Below are 18,505 nucleotides of genomic sequence, written 5' to 3'. Positions count from 1 at the left end.
CTTTTCGATCGCATGCAAACCCGCAATGCAAGGCGGGGTCGGACCCGCAGGGTCCGACCCCAAACCCGCAGCGCTAGGTAATAGGCGTCAGCGATGTGGGTTTGATTTTGGTCGCCAGCGCTTTGCCTTTGCGCGCGCGCTTGCCGAAGTGGACAGCCAGTGCCGATGCCGACAGACGCTCTTCCTGCGCCTTGCCGCCACGTCCGATACCGGAGACGATCACGCCTTTCTGGCTGATCGGTTTGGCCGCGATCAAGGTCTCCTTGTCGTCCAGCTCCATCAGGATGACGCCACGGCCGCCATTGGTCAGCACCTTCATTTCGTCCATGCCGAACACCAGCACCCGCGCGTTGGCCGACAAGACCGCGACCGCGCTGGCGCCTTCCGCCACCACCGCCGGTGGCAGCGGTACGTCACCCTCGTCCAGGGTGACGAACGCCTTGCCGCCCTTGATGCGGCTGACCATGTCGCCGGCTTTGGCGATGAAGCCGAAGCCCGCGCTGGTGGCCATCATCAGCTGCGTGGCGGCGGGACCGGCGAAGTAATGCTGGATGCGGGCGCCGGAAGCCAGGTCGATCAGGGTGGTGATCGGCACGCCGTCGCCACGCGCGTTGGGCAGCGCGGCCACGGGTACCGAGTACACCTTGCCGTTGCTGCCGAAAGCGAGCAGGTTGTCGACCGTGCGGCACTCGAACGCGCCATACAGCGTGTCGCCTGCCTTGAACGTGAACTGCGTGGCGTCGTGGCCGATGCCGGTGCGCGCGCGTATCCATCCTTTTTCCGAAATGATGACGGTGACCGGTTCGTCCACCACCTTCTGTTCGACCACGGCTTTCTGCGCTTCTTCGATCAAGGTGCGGCGTGCGTCGCCGTATTGCTTGGTGTCGGCTTCGATTTCCTTGATGATGGCGCGCTTCATCGACGATGGATTGTCGAGCAGGTCCTGCAGCAGCTGCTTCTCTTTACGTAGTTCGGCCAGTTCCTGCTGAATCTTGATCGCTTCGAGACGCGCCAGTTGGCGCAGGCGGATTTCCAGGATGTCTTCGGCCTGGATGTCCGACAGGCGGAAGCGCTCCATCAGTGCCGCTTTCGGTTCGTCCGAGTTGCGGATGATGTGGATCACTTCATCGATGTTCAGCAGAATGGTCTCGCGGCCTTCCAGAATATGGATGCGCGCGTCGACCTTACCCAGCTTGAACTTGGTGCGGCGGGTGACGGTGATGAAGCGGAAGTCGATCCATTCCTGCAGAATCTCGCCCAGGCCCTTTTGGCGCGGACGGCCATCGCCGCCGATCATCACCAGGTTGATCGACGCTGACGATTCCAGCGAAGTATGCGCCAGCAGCATCAGCATGAATTCCGTCTGATCCTGGTTCTTCGACTTCGGTTCGAACACCAGGCGCACCGGCGCCGCGCGGCCCGATTCGTCGCGGATGGTGTCGAGCGAGTTGAGGATCAGCGACTTGAGCGCCAGCTGTTCCGGCGACAGCGCCTTCTTGCCCATCTTGATCTTGGGATTGGTCAGCTCCTCGATCTCTTCGAGCACCTTCTGCGACGAGGTGCCCGGCGGCAGTTCGGTGACCACCGCCTGCCACTGGCCGCGCGCCAGCTCTTCGATCTTCCAGCGCGCGCGCACCTTCATGCTGCCACGCCCGTTGGCGTACATTTCGCTGATCTGCGCCGCCGGCGTGATGATCTGGCCACCGCCCGGGAAGTCCGGACCGGGCACCAGCGCCATCAACTCGCTGTGCGAGATCTTTGGATTGCGGATCATGGCGACGGCCGCCTGCGTGACCTCGCCCAGGTTGTGCGACGGGATTTCCGTCGCCAGGCCGACCGCGATACCGGAGGCGCCGTTCAGCAGCACCATCGGCAGACGCGCCGGCAGCAGGCACGGTTCTTCGGTCGAGCCGTCGTAGTTGGCCTGGAATTCCACGGTGCCGAGATTGATCTCGTCGAGCAGCACCTTGGCGATCGGCGTGAGCCGCGCTTCGGTGTATCGCATCGCCGCAGCGCCGTCGCCGTCGCGCGAGCCGAAGTTACCCTGACCGTCGACCAGCGGGTAACGCAGCGAGAAGTCCTGCGCCATGCGCACCATGGCGTCGTACACCGACTGGTCGCCGTGCGGGTGCAATTTACCCAGCACGTCGCCGACCACGGTGGCCGATTTGCGCGGCTTGGCGGTCGGGTTCAGGCCCATTTCGTTCATCGCGTACAGAATGCGGCGCTGCACCGGCTTCTGGCCGTCGCACACGTCCGGCAGCGCGCGGCCCTTGACCACCGAGATGGCGTAATCGAGGTAGGCGCGTTCGGCGAAGGTGGACAGGGTCAGCGTTTCGCCGCCGTCGCCGCCATCGCCGCCGTCTGGCGGGACGCCGCCATCGCCGCCGTCTGGCGGGACGCCGCCATCGCCGCCGTCTGGCGGGACGCCGCCGTCGCCGCCTTGCGGCGGAACGGGAGGCACAGGGGGCTGGCCGGCTTGCGCCAGCGCCGGCGCGGATTCGTCAAAGAGATTTGCTTGAGTCATAGTCGTTCAAAATTAAATATCGGCTTCGGCTTCGTTGCCGTGTTCTTCGATCCACGCTCGGCGGGCGGCGGCTTCGCCTTTACCCATCAGCATATTGAAGCGCGCGGCCGATTCGCCGTGGGCGAAAGCGCCCAGCGACACCGGCAGCAGGCGGCGGGTGTCCGGATTCATCGTGGTTTCCCACAGCTGTTCGGCGTTCATCTCTCCCAGGCCTTTGAAGCGGGAGATCGCCCAGGCGCCTTCCTTCAGGCCATCCTTGCGCAGCTTGTCCTCGATGGCCACCAACTCGCCCGGATCGAGCGCATACAGCTTCTGGATCGGCTTCTTGCCGCGCGCCGGCGCGTCGACGCGGTACAGCGGCGGACGCGCGATGCAGATATTCCCGTTGGCGATCAGGCCGGGGAAGTGCTTGAAGAAGAGCGTCAGCAGCAGTACCTGGATGTGCGAGCCATCGACGTCCGCATCGGAGAGGATGCAGATTTTGCCGTAGCGCAGACCGGACAGGTCGGGCGTGCTGTCGGCCGTGTGCGGGTCGACGCCGATGGCGACCGAGATGTCGTGGATCTCGTTGTTGGCGAACAGTCGGTCGCGGTCCGTCTCCCACGAGTTGAGCACCTTGCCGCGCAGCGGCAAGATGGCCTGGAACTCCTTGTCGCGGCCCATCTTGGCCGAACCGCCCGCCGAGTCACCCTCGACCAGGAACAATTCGGTGCGATGCACGTCGGTCGATTCGCAGTCGGTCAGCTTGCCCGGCAAAACGGCCACGCCGGACGATTTCTTCTTCTCGACTTTTTGCAGGGAGCGCAGGCGCGATTGCGCCTGTTTGATGACCAGCTCCGCCAGCTTCTTGCCGTAGTCGACGTGATGGTTCAGCCACAGTTCCAGCGCAGGCTTGGAGTAGGTCGACACCAGTCGCACGGCGTCGCGTGAATTGAGGCGTTCCTTGATCTGGCCCTGGAACTGCGGGTCCAGCACCTTGGCCGACAACACGAACGAGACGCGCGCGAACACGTCTTCCGGCAGCAGCTTGACGCCTTTCGGCAGCAGCGAGTGCATCTCGACGAAGTTCTTCACGGCGCCGTACAAACCGTCGCGCAGGCCCGATTCGTGGGTGCCGCCGTTCGGCGTCGGAATCAGGTTGACGTAGGATTCGCGCACCACGGCGCCTTGCTCGGTCCATGCCACCACCCATGCCGCGCCTTCGCCTTCGGCGAAGCCTTCGGCGTCCGGGCCGGCGAACTGCGCGCCCTCGAACAGCGGGATCAGCGTCTCGCCATCGGTCGATTGGGCCAGTGCCTCGGTCAGGTAACCGCGCAGGCCGTCGTTGTACTGCCAGGTTTGCGATTCGCCGGTCTTTGCGTTGGCCAGGGTGACGGTCACGCCGGGCAGCAGCACCGCCTTGGAGCGCAGCAAGCGCTGAAGTTCGGTCTGCGAGATCGCGGGAGAGTCGAAGTATTTGGCGTCCGGCCAGGCGGTGACGCGCGTACCGGACTTTTTGCCGTCGCGCGGGGCGACTACGGAGGACAGCGGCTCGACCACGTCGCCGTGCTCGAAGGCCAGCTTGTGCAGGCCGGTGCCATCGGGCTCCTTGCGCCAGACGGTGATCTCCAGGCGCTTGGACAGCGCGTTGGTGACCGACACGCCGACGCCGTGCAGACCGCCCGAGAAGGCGTATGCGCCGCCCGAGCCCTTGTCGAACTTACCGCCGGCGTGCAGGCGGGTGAAGACGATTTCCACCGTCGGCACGCCTTCTTCAGGGTGCAGGCCCACCGGGATGCCGCGGCCGTCGTCTTCGACGGTGATGCTGCCATCGGCGTTTTGCGTGACGATGATGTTCTTGCAATGGCCGCCCAGCGCCTCGTCGGAGGCATTGTCGATCACTTCCTGGATGATGTGCAGCGGATTTTCGGTGCGGGTGTACATGCCCGGACGTTGCTTGACTGGTTCCAGGCCCTTGAGGACCCGGATGGATGATTCGCTGTAGTCGGAAACTGGTTTTTTAGTGGCCATACGTTCAAGCTTGTGATTTTAATACTGGGTTTATGTACAGTTTTATACGTTCGTTTGCGTATTCTATCCTCAACCGGGTGCTATCGAGGCCTAAAACGGGACAAAAAATAGCTGCGGGCCAATTTATACACGATGTTTACAACGGCAGCGTGACTTTTTAGACCGTTTTTACGGGCGTGTGACTAAGCTGTTTTGTCTCACAACCACCCGAAAGAACCGATTTATGAACAGATTGATGCTCGCCGCAGCCGCCTGCGCCGCCTTCGCGTGCGCCCACGCGTACGCCGGGGAGGACGCTCCCAAGCCGGATAACGAGACCAGTTTCAATGCGGCCGTCCTCTCGGACTACCGCTACCGGGGGATCTCGCAGACCCGCCTCAAGCCGGCGCTGCAGGGTGGCGCCGACTATGTGAACAATCCAACCGGCTTGTATGCCGGCGTCTGGATGTCGACCATCAAATGGACCAAGGACGCGGGCGGGGACGGCGATGTCGAAGTCGATATCTATGCGGGCAAGCGCGGGCAGGTCGGCGAGGCCGTGTCATACGATGTGGGCGTGCTGACCTACGTGTATCCGCCCAACGACCTGAAAAACGTGCGCGGCTTCGCCAACGCCGACACCACCGAGATTTACGGGCAGCTGGGTTTTGGACCTGCCTATATTAAGTACTCGCACGCGGTGACCAATTTGTTTGGGTTCGTCGACAGCAAAAACAGCGGTTACGTGGATGTCGGCGCGAACATCGACACCGGCGATGGCTACACCGTCAATCTGCACGCCGGCCACCAGAAGGTGAAGAACAACGATGCCTCGAGCTACACCGACTGGAAGATCGGCGCAACCAAGGACTTCGGCGTGGTGACCGGCGCGCTGGCGGTGATCGGCACGAACGCCGGCAAGACCGCCTACGCATCGCCGGCCAACGGCAAGTTCCTCGGCAAGACCGCGCTGCAACTGACCATCAGTAAGGTCTTTTAATCTTTTTAGCACCCAACCCGCAGATCCGAGCAGGGGTCGTACCCAGCGGGGTACGACCCCGCAACGGTTCGGGTGCGGCGGTGAACCGGCGCCTTTCGTTGATTTTTACGGTTTGTTTACACCGCCCCTCCAAGTCTTTACAAAATCTTTAGACCCATCCCGCTAACCTTCCCAGTATCAAAACAAGACCTGTGAGGGTGTGATGGACATAGTATTTATCGGTGCGATGGTGGTGTTCTTCGCCGTGACCGTGGCCTTTGCCGCCGGTTGCGACAAGCTGGGAGGCCAGCCATGAGCCTCTTCTACGTGATCGGCGCGGTCGCCGCCGGCGGCCTGCTGGTGTATCTGATCGTGGCGCTGCTGAAAGCGGAGGAACTGTGATGACCATGCAATCGATCGTTCTGCTGGTGGTGTTCCTGGCCGCCGTCATCGCATTGGCCTACCCGCTGGGCATCCTGTTGACGCGCGTCGGCGACGACGGCGCCATTCCGGGCATGGGCTGGATCGGCAAGATCGAGGCGCTGCTGTACCGCGCCGCCGGCATTACCGGTAAAGACGGCAAGCCCGAAGGCCAGAACTGGAAAGCCTACGCCATCTCTCTACTGGCCTTCAACGGCATCGGCGCGCTGGCCGTCTATGCGCTTCAGCGCCTGCAGGCCTTCTTGCCGCTCAATCCCCAGGGCATGGCCAACATCAGCCCCGATTCCTCGTTCAACACCGCCGTCAGCTTCGTCGCCAACACCAACTGGCAGGGCTACAGCGGCGAACAGACCATGAGCTACCTGACCCAGATGCTGGCGCTAACCGGCCAGAATTTCTTCTCCGCCGCCACCGGCATGGCCGTCGCCTATGCGCTGATCCGGGGCTTTTCCTCGCGCTCGGCCAAGTCGATCGGTAACTTCTGGGTCGACGCCACCCGTTCGACCTTGTATGTGCTGCTGCCGCTGTCGCTGGTCTTCGCCGTGTTCCTGATGGGGCAGGGCGTGATCCAGAACTTCTCCGCCTATAAAGAGGTGACCCTGCTCGATCCGGTCACCTACACGCAGCCCAAAGTCGGCGCCGACGGCCAGTCGCTGAAGGACGCCAAGGGCGAGCCGGTCACCGAGACGCTGATCGCCAAAACGCAAACCATCGCCATGGGACCGGTCGCATCGCAGGAGGCGATCAAGATGCTGGGTACGAACGGTGGCGGCTTCTTCAACGCCAACTCGGCGCATCCATACGAGAATCCGACGCCACTGACTAACTTCATGCAGATGCTGGCCATCTTCCTGATCCCGGCGGGCTTGTGCTTCGCGTTCGGGCGCATGGTGGGCGATCCGCGCCAGGGGTGGGCGGTGCTGGGCGCGATGACGTTGCTGTTCGTCGCCACCACGGTCGTGGTGCTGGGCGCCGAGCAGCAGGCGCATCCCGCGCTACAGGCGCTCAACGTCGACCAGACCATGAGCGCGCTGCAATCGGGCGGCAATATGGAAGGCAAGGAGACCCGCTTCGGCATCAGCGCCTCGGCATTGTTCGCCGCCGTGACGACGGCCGCCTCCTGCGGCGCGGTCAACGCGATGCACGATTCGTTCATGCCGATCGGCGGCATGATCCCGATGCTGTTGATCCAGTTCGGCGAGGTGATTTTTGGCGGCGTCGGCTCCGGCCTGTACGGCATGCTGATCTTCGCTATCATGGCCGTATTCATCGCCGGCCTGATGATCGGCCGCACGCCGGAATACCTGGGCAAGAAAATCCAGGCCTACGAGATGAAGATGACCTCCATCGCCATCCTGGTGACGCCGACCCTGGTGCTGGTCGGTACCGCCATCGCCGTCATGACGGACGTCGGCAAGGCCGGCATCGCCAATCCCGGCGCCCACGGCTTCTCCGAGATACTGTACGCGTTCAGCTCCGCCGCCAACAACAACGGCAGCGCCTTCGCCGGCCTGTCCGCCAACACGCCGTTCTACAACAGCATGCTGGCGGTGGCGATGTGGTTCGGACGCTTCGCGATGATCGTGCCGATCCTGGCCATCGCCGGTTCGCTGGCCGGTAAAAACCGCTTGCAGGCGAATGCCGGCACGATGCCGACCCACGGCCTGATGTTCATCGGCCTGCTGTGCGGCGTGGTGGCGCTGGTCGGCGTGCTCAATTATGTTCCGGCGCTTGCGCTCGGCCCGATGGTCGACCACTTGCAGCTGTTTGCAAAATAAGGAATCACCATGTCGCAGACTATCCAAAAAGAGATGACCATCTTTACCAATCCACCGGTCAAAAAGCAGGGCATGTTCGATAGCGAGCTGCTGATGCCGGCCATCGCCGACTCGTTCCGCAAGCTCAGTCCCGCAACGCAGGTGCGCAGTCCCGTGATGTTCGTGGTCTACGTCGGCAGCATCATCACCACCTTGCTGTATGTGCAGGCGCTGTTCGGCAAGGGCGAGACCAGCCCCGGTTTCATCCTGGCGATTACCGTCTGGTTGTGGTTCACGGTGCTGTTCGCGAACTTCGCCGAGGCCATGGCCGAGGGCCGCAGCAAGGCGCAGGCGGCGTCGCTGCGCAGTTTGAAGCAAACCGTGGTCGCCAAGAAACTGGCCACGCCGAACCATGGCACCACCTGGCTGCCGCAGCCGGCGCTCGATCTACGCAAGGGTAACTACATCCTCGTTGAGGCGGGCGACGTGATCCCGATCGACGGCGAAGTGGTCGAAGGCGTGGCCTCGGTCGACGAAAGCGCCATCACCGGCGAATCTGCGCCGGTGATCCGCGAGTCCGGCGGCGACTTCTCGTCCGTCACTGGCGGCACCCGCGTGCTGTCGGACTGGCTGGTGGTCAAGGTCACCGCCAACCCCGGCGAGACCTTCCTCGACCGCATGATCTCGATGGTCGAAGGCGCCAAACGCCAGAAAACGCCGAACGAGATCGCGCTGACGATCCTGCTGGTGGCGCTGACCATCGTGTTCCTGATCGTCACCGTGACTTTGCTGCCGTTTTCGCTGTTTTCCGTGGCGGCCAGCGGCAGCGGCACGCCGGTCACCATCACGGTGCTGATCGCGCTGCTGGTATGCCTGATCCCGACCACCATCGGCGGCCTGCTGTCGGCCATCGGCGTGGCGGGCATGAGCCGCATGATGCAGGCCAACGTGATCGCCACCTCCGGCCGCGCGGTGGAGGCGGCAGGCGACGTCGACGTGCTGCTGCTCGATAAAACCGGCACCATCACGCTCGGCAACCGCCAGGCGTCGTCATTCGTGCCGGCGCCCGGCGTGACCGACCAGCAGTTGGCGGACATCGCGCAACTGGCCTCGCTGGCCGACGAAACGCCGGAAGGGCGCAGCATCGTGGTGCTGGCGAAGCAGAAGTTCAACCTGCGCGAGCGCGAGATGGCGTCGCTGAACGCGGTGTTCGTGCCGTTCACCGCCCAAACCCGCATGAGCGGCGTCGATATCGGCGACCGGGCGATCCGCAAAGGGGCAGCCGACACCGTGCGCAAATACGTCGAGTCCCTGGGCCTTCCATACCCGGCCGAGGTGACCCGCGCCGTCGACGACATCTCGCGGCGCGGCAGCACGCCGCTGGTGGTGGTTGACGGTGGCCGCGTGATGGGCGTAGTGGAGTTGAAGGACATCGTCAAGGGCGGCATCAAGGAGCGTTTCGCCGAGTTGCGCCGCATGGGCATCAAGACCGTCATGATCACCGGCGACAACAAGTTGACCGCCGCCGCCATCGCCGCCGAGGCGGGCGTGGACGACTTCCTGGCCGAGGCGACGCCGGAGGACAAGCTCAAACTGATACGCAGCTACCAGTCCGAGGGCCGGTTGGTGGCGATGACCGGCGACGGCACCAACGACGCGCCTGCGCTGGCGCAGGCCGATGTCGCCGTGGCGATGAACTCGGGCACGCAGGCGGCCAAGGAGGCCGGCAACATGGTGGACCTGGATTCGAATCCGACCAAGCTGCTGGAGATCGTCGAAATCGGCAAGCAGATGCTGATGACGCGCGGTTCGCTGACAACGTTCTCGATCTCCAACGACATCGCCAAATACTTTGCGATTATTCCGGCGGCCTTCGTCGGCACTTATCCGCAATTGAAGGCGCTCGACATCATGCACTTGGCCAGCCCGTCGTCGGCCATCATGTCGGCGGTCATTTTCAACGCGCTGATCATCGTCGCGCTGATCCCGCTGGCGCTCAAAGGTGTGCGTTACCGCGCCATCGGCGCCGTCGCGCTGTTGCGCCGCAACCTGCTGCTGTACGGCGTGGGCGGCATCATCCTGCCGTTCGTCGGCATCAAGGCCATCGACCTGCTGCTGTCGGCGCTTAACCTGGTTTAAGGAGTACATCATGTCGTTTTCCGCAATTCGTCCCGCCGTCGTCGTCTTCAGCGCCTTGACCCTGATCTGCGGCGTGGTCTACCCGCTCGCCGTCACCGGCATCGGTGCCGCCGCGTTCTCCGCCAAGGCGGCAGGCAGCCTGGTGGAAGCAGGCGGCAAGGAGGTCGGCTCGACGCTGATCGGCCAGTCGTTCTCGTCGCCGCAGTATTTCTGGGGCCGTCCGTCGGCCACTGGGCCTATGCCAAACAACGCGGCCGGGTCCAGCGGCTCGAACCAGGGACCGAACAACCCCGCGCTGCTGGATGCCGTCAAGGGGCGAATCGATGCGCTCAAGGCGGCCGATCCCTCCAACAGCGCTCCCATTCCGGTCGATCTGGTGACGGCGTCCGCCAGCGGCCTCGATCCCGAGATCAGCGTGGCCGCCGCGCGCTATCAGGCCGGCCGCATCGCCGCCGAGCGTAAGCTGCCCGCCAAGGAGGTGCTGGCGCTGATCGACCGCCATCAGATCGCCCAGGTGTTCGGTTTCTTCGGCGAGCCGAGGGTCAATGTTCTGGTGCTGAATCTGGCGCTGGATGGGACGGCAAGCCTCGACAAGCGGTAGAATCACCGCATGTCCATGTTCCCCAACGAGAGCCAACGACCCGACCCCGATGCGCTGCTGGCGCAGGTGCAGGCGCAGGAGCGCAAGGCGGCACGCGGCAAGCTGCGCATCTACTTCGGGGCCTCGGCCGGCGTCGGCAAGACCTACGCGATGCTGGCCGCCGCCCGCAAGCTGCGGGCCGAAGGGCAGGAAGTGCTGGTCGGCGTGGTCGAAACCCACGGACGCGGCGAGACGGCCGCCATGCTGGGGGACCTGGACGTGCTGCCGCCCAAGCGGATCGACTATCGCGGCAAAACCCTGAGCGAATTCGATCTCGATGGCGCGCTTGCCCGGCGCCCGCCGCTGATCCTCATGGACGAACTGGCGCACTCCAACGCGCCCGGCTCGCGCCATCCCAAACGGTGGCAGGACATCGAAGAACTGCTCGACGCCGGCATCGACGTGCTCACCACCGTCAACGTGCAGCATCTTGAAAGCCTCAACGATGTCGTCGGCGGCATCACCGGCATCCGGGTCGGCGAGACGGTGCCCGACACGGTGTTCGACCAGGCCGACGAGGTGGTGCTGGTCGATATCCCGGCCGACGAGCTGCTGGCGCGTCTTAAAAGCGGCAAGGTCTATCAGGAGCTGCAGGCCGAGCGCGCGTCGAAGAACTTCTTCCGCAAAGGGAATCTGATCGCGCTGCGCGAGCTGGCGCTGCGCCGCACCGCCGACCGGGTCGAGGACGACGTGCGCGCCTACCGCGTCGAGCAATCGATCGCAGACATCTGGAAGACCGGCGCCGCGCTGCTGGCCTGCGTCGGCCCGCGTCCCGGCGGCGAGCACACGGTGCGCAGCACGGCGCGGCTAGCCGGCCAGCTTGGCACCGGCTGGCATGCGATCTACGTCGAGACGCCCTCGCTGCACCGGCTGCCCGCCGCGCGGCGCGAGCAGATCCTCAGAACCCTCAAGCTGGCGGAAAGCCTTGGCGCGACCACGGCGGTCATTTCCGGGCGCGACATCGCCTTGGCGGCCGTGGAGTACGCGCGCGGACACAACCTGTCCAAGATCGTGGTCGGCCGCGCCCAGCCGACTTGGCCTTGGCGCCCGCCGCATATCAAGCGTCTGGCGCTCTACGCGCCGGACCTGGACCTGATTGAAATTGGCCGGGCGAGCAAGGAGCCGGAGACGGCATCGCCGGTTCCCATTGGCCGCGACGACGGCGCAGGCGCCTTGGCCGGCGACGCCGATGATCCCGGCGTGAAAGTGCCGTGGCTGCGCAGCCGTGCCACCGGTTACCTGATCGCCGTCGCGGCCAGCGTTGCCACCGCGCTGGTGGCAACGCCGCTGGCGGTCTGGCTCGACCTGGCCAACATCGCGATGCTGTTTTTGCTGATGGTGGTGCTGGTGGCGGTGCGCTTTGGTCGCGGACCATCGGTGCTGGGCACCTGCGTGAGTGTGGCCTGCTTCGACTTCTTCTTCGTCCCGCCGCGCTTCACGTTCGCCGTGACCGATTTCCAGTACGTGATCACGTTTGTCGTGATGCTGGCGGTGGGGCTGATCACCGGCCATTTGACCGCCGGCCTGCGCTTCGAGGCGCGCATCGCATCGCAGCGCGAAAAGCGCTCGCGCGCGCTGTACGAGTTCGCGCGCGAGCTGTCCGGCGCGCTGCAAACCGAGCAAATATTCGAGACCACGCAGGCGGCGGTCCAGCGCGCCTTCCACGCACGCTCCACCCTGATGGTGCCGGACGACGAGGGCCATCTTCGGATGCCTCCAGCCGGCAACGGCGGAGGCGGCGCCCAGGCCGTCGATGCCGCCTATATCGCGCACCGCTCCGCGCTCGACATGGCTATCGCCCAATGGTCGTTCGACCACGCCGAAAGCGCGGGCCTGGGCACCGGCACCTTGCCGGCCAGCCGGATTTTCTACCTGCCTCTGGAAGCGCCGATGCGCACGCGCGGCGTGCTGGCGATCGAACCGGCGAACGCGCGCTGGATACTGATCCCCGAGCAGCGGCAGCAGCTCGACACCTTCGCCGCGTTGGCCGCCATTGCGCTGGAACGGGTGCATTACATTGAAGTGGCGCAGAATGCGCTGGTCAACATGGAGTCCGAGCGGCTGCGCAATTCGCTGCTGGCGGCGCTGTCGCACGACCTGCGCACGCCGCTGACGTCTCTGGTCGGCCTGTCCGAATCGCTGGCCGGATCGAAACCTGCGCTCGCGCCCTCACAGTTGGATATGGCGGCCGCGCTGCACGACGAGGCGCTGCGCATGAGCGCCCTGGTTTCGAATCTGCTCGACATGGCGCGCATCCAGAGCGGGGAGGTGAAATTCAACCTCCAATGGCAGCCGCTGGAGGAGGTGGTGGGCAGCGCGCTGCGCGCCAGCGCCTCGCTGTTGAAGGGCCATTTGGTGCGCACGCGGTTGCCGTCCGACCTGCCGCTGCTGCGCTACGACGCCGTGCTGATCGAACGGGTACTGTGCAACCTGGTGGAAAACGCCGGCAAATATACGCCGCCGGGATCGCAGATCGTCATCGCCGCCGAACTGCATGGCGCCTGGATCAATATCCTGGTTTATGATGACGGTCCGGGTTTGCCGCCGGGACGCGAGGAAGCCGTCTTCGAGAAATTCACGCGCGGCGAACGGGAATCGGCCAAGCCGGGTGTCGGTCTGGGGCTGGCGATCTGCCGCGCCATTGTCGAGGCGCACGGCGGGCGCATCGCGGCGTTGCCGTCGCCGTTGGGCGGAGCGGGCTTCACGATCTCGCTGCCGCTTGGCACGCCGCCGGAAATGCCGGAGATGCAGGAGCTGGAACAGGATAGCTGATATGAATGACGCAGATGAATGACGTAGCGACCGCCCCCATTGCCTTGCTGGTCGAGGACGAGCCGCAGATCCGCCGTTTCGTGCGTGCCGCGTTGGAGGAGGAGGGCTGGCAGGTGCACGAGGCAGCGACCATGCAGCGTGGCCTGATCGACGCCGGCACCCGCAAACCGGACCTGATCGTGCTCGATCTGGGTCTGCCCGATGGCGACGGCATCGATTTCGTCGCCGATCTGCGCAAATGGTCGACGGTGCCGGTGATCGTGTTGTCGGCGCGGGTCAACGAAGCCGACAAGATCCGCGCGCTCGACGCCGGGGCGGACGATTATCTGACCAAACCGTTCGGCGTCGGCGAGTTGCTGGCGCGGGTGCGCGCCACCTTGCGGCGCCAGCGCCAGCCGGCGGCCGACAATGATGGCCTGATCGTCTTCGGCGACGTTGCGGTGGACTTGAAGAATCGCCGCGTCACGCGCGCCGGGGAGAATGTCCACCTCACGCCGACCGAGTATCGCCTGCTCGCGGTTTTGGTGGGTAACGCCGGCCGCGTGATGACCAATCCGCAGTTACTGCGCGCCGTATGGGGGCCGTCGCAAGGCGAGAACGGCCACTATCTGCGCATCTACATGGGGCATCTGCGGCATAAGCTGGAGGCCGATCCGGCCCAGCCCCGTCACCTATTGACCGAAACAGCTGTTGGTTATCGCCTGCAATTCTAACTTCGCTCCGCGCCGAAGTGTCGCGGCGATCGCGCCGCTATAGTCTACGCATCGTTATCGAGGAGACTATATGCCTGAGCAGACAACCGTGCCGCATGAGCGTTTTTTTGTGACCAGCCCTGATGGGCCGAAGCTGGCGATGCAGGTGCGGCGCGCCGCCGGCTCGCGCGGCGACGTGCTGTACGTTCACGGCTCCACATTCGGGGCGGATCTGTCGGTGCTTTACGCGCTGGACGGCCGCAGTTGGGCCGATGCCTTGAACGATGCCGGCTTCACCGTTTGGGGGCTCGACTTTGCCGGCTATGGGGAGTCCGAGCGCTATGCTGTCGCTTCCGGCCACGCTGTCGGCAGCCTGGCCGAAGTTCTGCCGCAGTTGCGGAGGGCGGTAGGTGCGGTAAGGCAGCGCAACGGCCAGCGTCGACTATCGTTGCTGGGACATTCGTGGGGCGCGACGGTGGCCGCCGCATACGCCGCCGCGTATCAGGATGAAGTCGATGCGTTGGTGCTGTTTGCGCCCGTGACGGTACGCGCATCGGCGGCAATCGCGCCGCCGCCGTCGGCCGCCAGCCAGCCGTCGCATTATCCGCTGACGCTGTGGGCGCAGTACCGCCGCTTTGTCGAGGATGTGCCGCGCGGCCAGCCGCAGGTATTCGATGAAGCGCATTTTGAGAGTTGGGGCGCGGCCTTCCTGAAAACGGATTCCGATGCCCACCTGCGCACGCCGCCGGCGGTGAGCACGCCGGCCGGGCCGCAGTTGGATGTTCGGGCCATGTGGTCGGGGAAGGCGCTTTACGATCCGTCGCTCATTGTGGCGCCTACCTTGCTGGTGCGTGGCGAATGGGACAGCGTCTGTGATGCCGACGACGCCCGTCGCCTGCTGGAAGAGCTGGGCGGCGCCGTGCGCGTGTCTGCGATTATCCCCGGCGCCACGCATTTGATGCATCTGGAGGCGCGGCGCGGACTCCTCTACAATGAGGTGAACAAGTTTTTGCAGGAGCGTGGAGGATGATGATGATCGAGGCGGTGCGACCATGATGGCGCCGGGACAGCCGCGTTTCGCGCGCGTGGCCGCCGCCATTGGCGATCCCACGCGGGCGCTGATGTTGTCACGGCTGCTCGACGGGCGTTGTTATACGGCCACCGAGCTGGCCGAGCATGCGGGTGTGGCTGCCTCCACCGCTTCTCAGCACCTAAAGCTGCTGGTGGACGAGGGGCTGGCGCAGGTACGGGCGCAAGGGCGGCACCGCTATTTCATGTTGGCCGATGCGGATGTCGCGCATGCGCTGGAGGCGCTGCTGCGGGTGGCCGATGGCGCGCTGCCGGAGTCCACGCGTTGGCGGGAGCCGGCGATGCGCGGGTTGCGTCATGCGCGGAGTTGTTATGGGCATTTGGCGGGGGAGCTTGGCGTGCGCTTGTGCGAGGCGATGGTGGCGCAGGGCTGGGTGATGGAGGAGGGCGGCCGCGATTATGCGTTGACGGCGGCAGGGCGCGAGGGACTGGCGCAAATGGGTGTGCCGAAGGAGGTGCTGGAAGCGCGGACAGGGCGGCGGCAGTTGTACGGCTGTGTCGACTGGTCCGAGCGGCGAGATCACTTTGCCGGACCGCTGGCCGTGGCGATGTTGGAAGCTTGGATAAATCAAGGGTGGCTGCGCCGCGAGCGGGATTCGCGGGAGTTGACGTTGACGGCCACCGGTGGCAACAGGCTGGCGGCGTTTTTCTGATGATCGTGGCGACGGGCGACCGCGTTCAACGGCGTAACCAAACCCGCAAGGCGGTGAGCCATCGCGGGGTCGGACCCCATGGGGTCCGACCCCTTTGTGGCCTTGCGGGTTTCACTTGCTCAAGGTCCGCATGGCACGCTCCAGCCCATCCATCGTCAGCGGGAACATCCGGTTGTTCATCAGCTGGCGGATGATGCTGACCGATTGCCGGTACTGCCAAATTCCCTCCGGCTCCGGATTGAGCCAGACGAATTTCGGAAACGCGTTGGTAAAGCGCGCCAGCCACTCGCTGCCCGCTTCCGCGTTGTTGTACTCGACCGATCCCCCCGGCTGCAGCACCTCATAGGGACTCATGGTCGCATCGCCGACAAAAATCAGCTTGGTATCCGCCGGATACTTGCGCAGGATGTCCCACGTCGGAAACCGCTCCGAATGCCTGCGCCGGTTGTTCTTCCACATATAGTCATAAACGCAGTTGTGGAAGTAGAAGAACTCCATGTTCTTGAACTCCGTCTTCGACGCCGAGAACAGCTCCTCGGTGCGCTCGATATGATCGTCCATCGTCCCGCCCACGTCGAACAGCATCAGCACCTTGATGTTGTTCTTGCGCTCTGGCTGCATCTTGATGTCCAGGTAGCCGGCGTTGCTGGCCGTGGCGCGGATGGTGGCGTCGAGCGCCAGTTCCTCCTCGGCGCCCTGGCGCGCGAACTTGCGCAAGCGTCGCAGCGCGACCTTGATGTTGCGCGTGCCGATTTCCTTGTCGCCGTCGTAGTCTTTATACGCGCGCGCCTCCCACACCTTGACCGCCGTGCGGTTGCCGCCCTTGCCGCCGATGCGCACGCCCTCCGGATTGGTGCCGCCGTTGCCGAAGGGCGAGGTGCCGCCCGTGCCTATCCATTTGCTGCCGCCTTCGTGGCGCTCCTTCTGCTCCTTGAGCAGTTCCTGCAGGCGGTCCATCAGCTTGTCGTAGCCGAATTTCTCCAGCTCGGCCCTTTGCTGGTCGCTGAGCTCACGCTTCATGCGCTGCAGCAGCCAGTCCAGCGGGATCGCGCTGTTGGTCTCGAAGACATCGTTAATACCCTTGAAGTACATGCCGAAGGCGCGGTCGAATTTGTCGAAGTGCGCCTCGTCCTTCACCAAGGTGAGGCGCGACAAGTAATAGAAGTCGTCGAGCGAGGCGTCGATGACGTTTTTTCGCATGGCTTCAAGCAGGGTCAAAAACTCCTTGATCGTGACCGGGATCTTGGCGTCCTTGAGGGTGAAGAAGAAATCGATCAGCATCTCAGGCCTTCCCGTGCCGTTCCAGACGGTAGCGCAGCTGCGCCTTGATCTCCGGCCATTCGCCGGCGGTGATGCTGTACATGACCGTGTCGCGCACGGTGCCGTCGCGCCGCACGGCGTGGTGGCGCAGCACGCCGTCCTTGCGCGCGCCCAGGCGCTCGATGGCCGCCTGCGAGGCGTGGTTGAAGTTATCGGTGCGCAGTCCGACCAGCGCCGCGCCCAGTTTCTCGAACGCGTGCGTCATCAGCAGCAGCTTGCAGGTGGAGTTGACGTGGCTGCGCTGACGGCTTTTGGCGTACCAGGTGTAGCCGATCTCCATGCGAGCGATGCCCGGGACGATGTCGTGATAACTGGTCGTGCCGACGACGGCACCGGTGACGGTGTCGATCACGGCGAAGGCCAGCCGGGTGGGACGCATCTCCAGCGCCTTGTCGATATAGGCGTCCACTTCGTTCGGCGCCGGCACGGAAGTGACTCGCAGGGTCCACAGCTCGCCGTCCTGCGCGGCGGCCAGCAGGCCTTCGGCGTGCTGCGGCCCGAGGGGCTCGAGGCGCACGCCGTTCAATTCCAGGATGACCGGGGAGGGGACTTTCATCAGCGGTTGGTCCTCGACATGAACACCAGGCGCTCGAACAGATGCACGTCCTGCTCGTTCTTGAGCAACGCGCCGTGCAGCGGCGGCACGATGGCTTTGGCGTCCTGGCTGCGCAGCGCCTCGGCGGGGATGTCCTCGGCCATCAGGAGCTTGAGCCAGTCCAGGAATTCGGACGTCGACGGCTTTTTCTTCAGGCCCGGCACGTCGCGCACCTCGTAGAAGCTTTGCAGCGCCTGCGCCAGCAGATCCTTCTTCAGATTAGGGTAGTGCACGGCGACGATCTGCTCCATCGTGTCGCGGTCGGGGAATTTAATATAGTGGAAGAAGCAGCGGCGCAGGAAGGCGTCGGGCAGCTCCTTTTCGTTGTTGGAGGTGATGATCACCAGCGGGCGGTGCACCGCGCGTACCATTTCGCGCGTCTCGTAGACGTAGAACTCCATCCGATCGAGCTCGCGCAGCAGGTCGTTGGGGAACTCGATGTCCGCCTTGTCGATTTCGTCGATCAGCAAAACGACCGGCTCCGGCGCCGTGAAAGCCTGCCACAGCACCCCCTTGACGATGTAGTTTTGGATGTCGCGCACACGCTCGTCGCCGAGCTGGGAGTCGCGCAAACGCGACACCGCGTCGTATTCGTACAAACCTTGTTGCGCCTTGGTGGTCGACTTGATGTGCCATTGCATCAGCGGCATGTTCAGCGCGGCGGCCACTTCCTCGGCCAGCATGGTCTTGCCGGTGCCCGGCTCGCCCTTGATCAGCAGCGGGCGTTGCAGCGTCAGGGCCGCATTCACGGCCAGTTTCAGGTCATTGGTCGCGACGTACTGGTCGGAACCCTCAAAGCGTGGGGTGGCTTGCATGCGTTATGTCTCGGTGAAAATGGGATTTGTCGAGTATAGGGGAGATTGGCCGATGTTGTGGCCCGGTATCACCCCGATAGGCGGCCTCGGCACTGTG

The 18,505-nt window shown here is 64.3% G+C and carries 15 protein-coding genes; 10 read left to right on the top strand and 5 right to left on the bottom strand.

Going from position 1 to position 18,505, the window contains the following annotated elements; translation table 11 throughout:
* Window positions 1-73 precede the first annotated feature (73 nt).
* Together parC and NHH88_29725 are read right to left on the bottom strand one after the other, a co-directional pair.
* Entirely contained in the window at window positions 74-2,527 is a 2,454-nt protein-coding gene (gene parC, locus NHH88_29730) for a DNA topoisomerase IV subunit A (protein USX13778.1), read from the bottom strand.
* Between the two features lie 12 nt (window positions 2,528-2,539).
* The gene (locus NHH88_29725; protein ID USX13777.1) at window positions 2,540-4,537 is read right to left on the bottom strand and encodes a type IIA DNA topoisomerase subunit B; all 1,998 of its coding nucleotides are present in this window, start codon (window positions 4,535-4,537) and stop codon (window positions 2,540-2,542) included.
* 223 nt (window positions 4,538-4,760) lie between these two features.
* On the opposite strand from NHH88_29725, the gene NHH88_29720 reads away from it, so the two are divergent.
* From NHH88_29720 to NHH88_29675, 10 genes are all read left to right on the top strand, one after another.
* Window positions 4,761-5,516 (top strand): TorF family putative porin, encoded by a 756-nt coding sequence (locus NHH88_29720; protein USX13776.1) that lies wholly within the window; start codon window positions 4,761-4,763, stop codon window positions 5,514-5,516.
* A gap of 202 nt (window positions 5,517-5,718) precedes the next feature.
* On the top strand, window positions 5,719-5,811 hold the full coding sequence (locus NHH88_29715; GenBank protein ID USX13775.1) for a potassium ABC transporter ATPase: 93 nt from the start codon (window positions 5,719-5,721) through the stop codon (window positions 5,809-5,811).
* Complete coding sequence (locus NHH88_29710; protein USX13774.1) at window positions 5,808-5,897, top strand: potassium-transporting ATPase subunit F; 90 nt, start codon at window positions 5,808-5,810, stop codon at window positions 5,895-5,897. Before NHH88_29715 ends, NHH88_29710 begins: the two co-directional genes overlap by 4 nt.
* Window positions 5,897-7,714 carry a potassium-transporting ATPase subunit KdpA gene (kdpA, locus tag NHH88_29705; GenBank protein USX13773.1) on the top strand — a complete coding sequence of 606 codons (1,818 nt, stop codon included), beginning with the start codon at window positions 5,897-5,899 and terminating at the stop codon, window positions 7,712-7,714. The genes NHH88_29710 and kdpA overlap by 1 nt, the downstream gene beginning before the upstream one ends.
* 72 nt (window positions 7,715-7,786) lie before the next feature.
* A complete protein-coding gene (kdpB, locus tag NHH88_29700; GenBank protein ID USX17477.1) occupies window positions 7,787-9,832 on the top strand; it encodes a potassium-transporting ATPase subunit KdpB in 2,046 nt (681 codons plus the stop codon).
* A 10-nt stretch (window positions 9,833-9,842) separates the two neighbouring features.
* Window positions 9,843-10,433 carry a potassium-transporting ATPase subunit KdpC gene (gene kdpC / locus NHH88_29695; GenBank protein ID USX13772.1) on the top strand — a complete coding sequence of 197 codons (591 nt, stop codon included), beginning with the start codon at window positions 9,843-9,845 and terminating at the stop codon, window positions 10,431-10,433.
* A gap of 15 nt (window positions 10,434-10,448) precedes the next feature.
* The gene (gene kdpD, locus NHH88_29690; GenBank protein ID USX17476.1) at window positions 10,449-13,244 is read left to right on the top strand and encodes a two-component system sensor histidine kinase KdpD; all 2,796 of its coding nucleotides are present in this window, start codon (window positions 10,449-10,451) and stop codon (window positions 13,242-13,244) included.
* A 14-nt stretch (window positions 13,245-13,258) separates the two neighbouring features.
* A complete protein-coding gene (gene kdpE, locus NHH88_29685; protein USX17475.1) occupies window positions 13,259-13,957 on the top strand; it encodes a two-component system response regulator KdpE in 699 nt (232 codons plus the stop codon).
* Window positions 13,958-14,027: 70 nt separating this feature from the next.
* Entirely contained in the window at window positions 14,028-14,966 is a 939-nt protein-coding gene (locus NHH88_29680; GenBank protein USX13771.1) for a lysophospholipase, read from the top strand.
* Between the two features lie 22 nt (window positions 14,967-14,988).
* Window positions 14,989-15,678: a winged helix-turn-helix domain-containing protein gene (locus tag NHH88_29675; GenBank protein USX13770.1), complete on the top strand. Its 690-nt coding sequence runs from the start codon at window positions 14,989-14,991 to the stop codon at window positions 15,676-15,678.
* A 111-nt stretch (window positions 15,679-15,789) separates the two neighbouring features.
* Here NHH88_29675 and NHH88_29670 read toward each other — a convergent pair whose 3' ends face one another.
* From NHH88_29670 to NHH88_29660, 3 genes are read right to left on the bottom strand one after another with little or no spacing between them, the layout of a single operon-like run.
* The gene (locus NHH88_29670) at window positions 15,790-16,959 is read right to left on the bottom strand and encodes a hypothetical protein (protein USX13769.1); all 1,170 of its coding nucleotides are present in this window, start codon (window positions 16,957-16,959) and stop codon (window positions 15,790-15,792) included.
* Window position 16,960: 1 nt separating this feature from the next.
* Entirely contained in the window at window positions 16,961-17,554 is a 594-nt protein-coding gene (locus NHH88_29665) for a GNAT family N-acetyltransferase (GenBank protein ID USX13768.1), read from the bottom strand.
* A complete protein-coding gene (locus NHH88_29660; protein USX13767.1) occupies window positions 17,554-18,408 on the bottom strand; it encodes a MoxR family ATPase in 855 nt (284 codons plus the stop codon). Before NHH88_29660 ends, NHH88_29665 begins: the two co-directional genes overlap by 1 nt.
* Window positions 18,409-18,505: the final 97 nt, after the last annotated feature.

The organism is Oxalobacteraceae bacterium OTU3CAMAD1 (assembly GCA_024123915.1).
Classification (GTDB): Bacteria; Pseudomonadota; Gammaproteobacteria; order Burkholderiales; family Burkholderiaceae_D; genus Rugamonas.
This window is presented reverse-complemented; position numbering and strand designations above follow the sequence as displayed.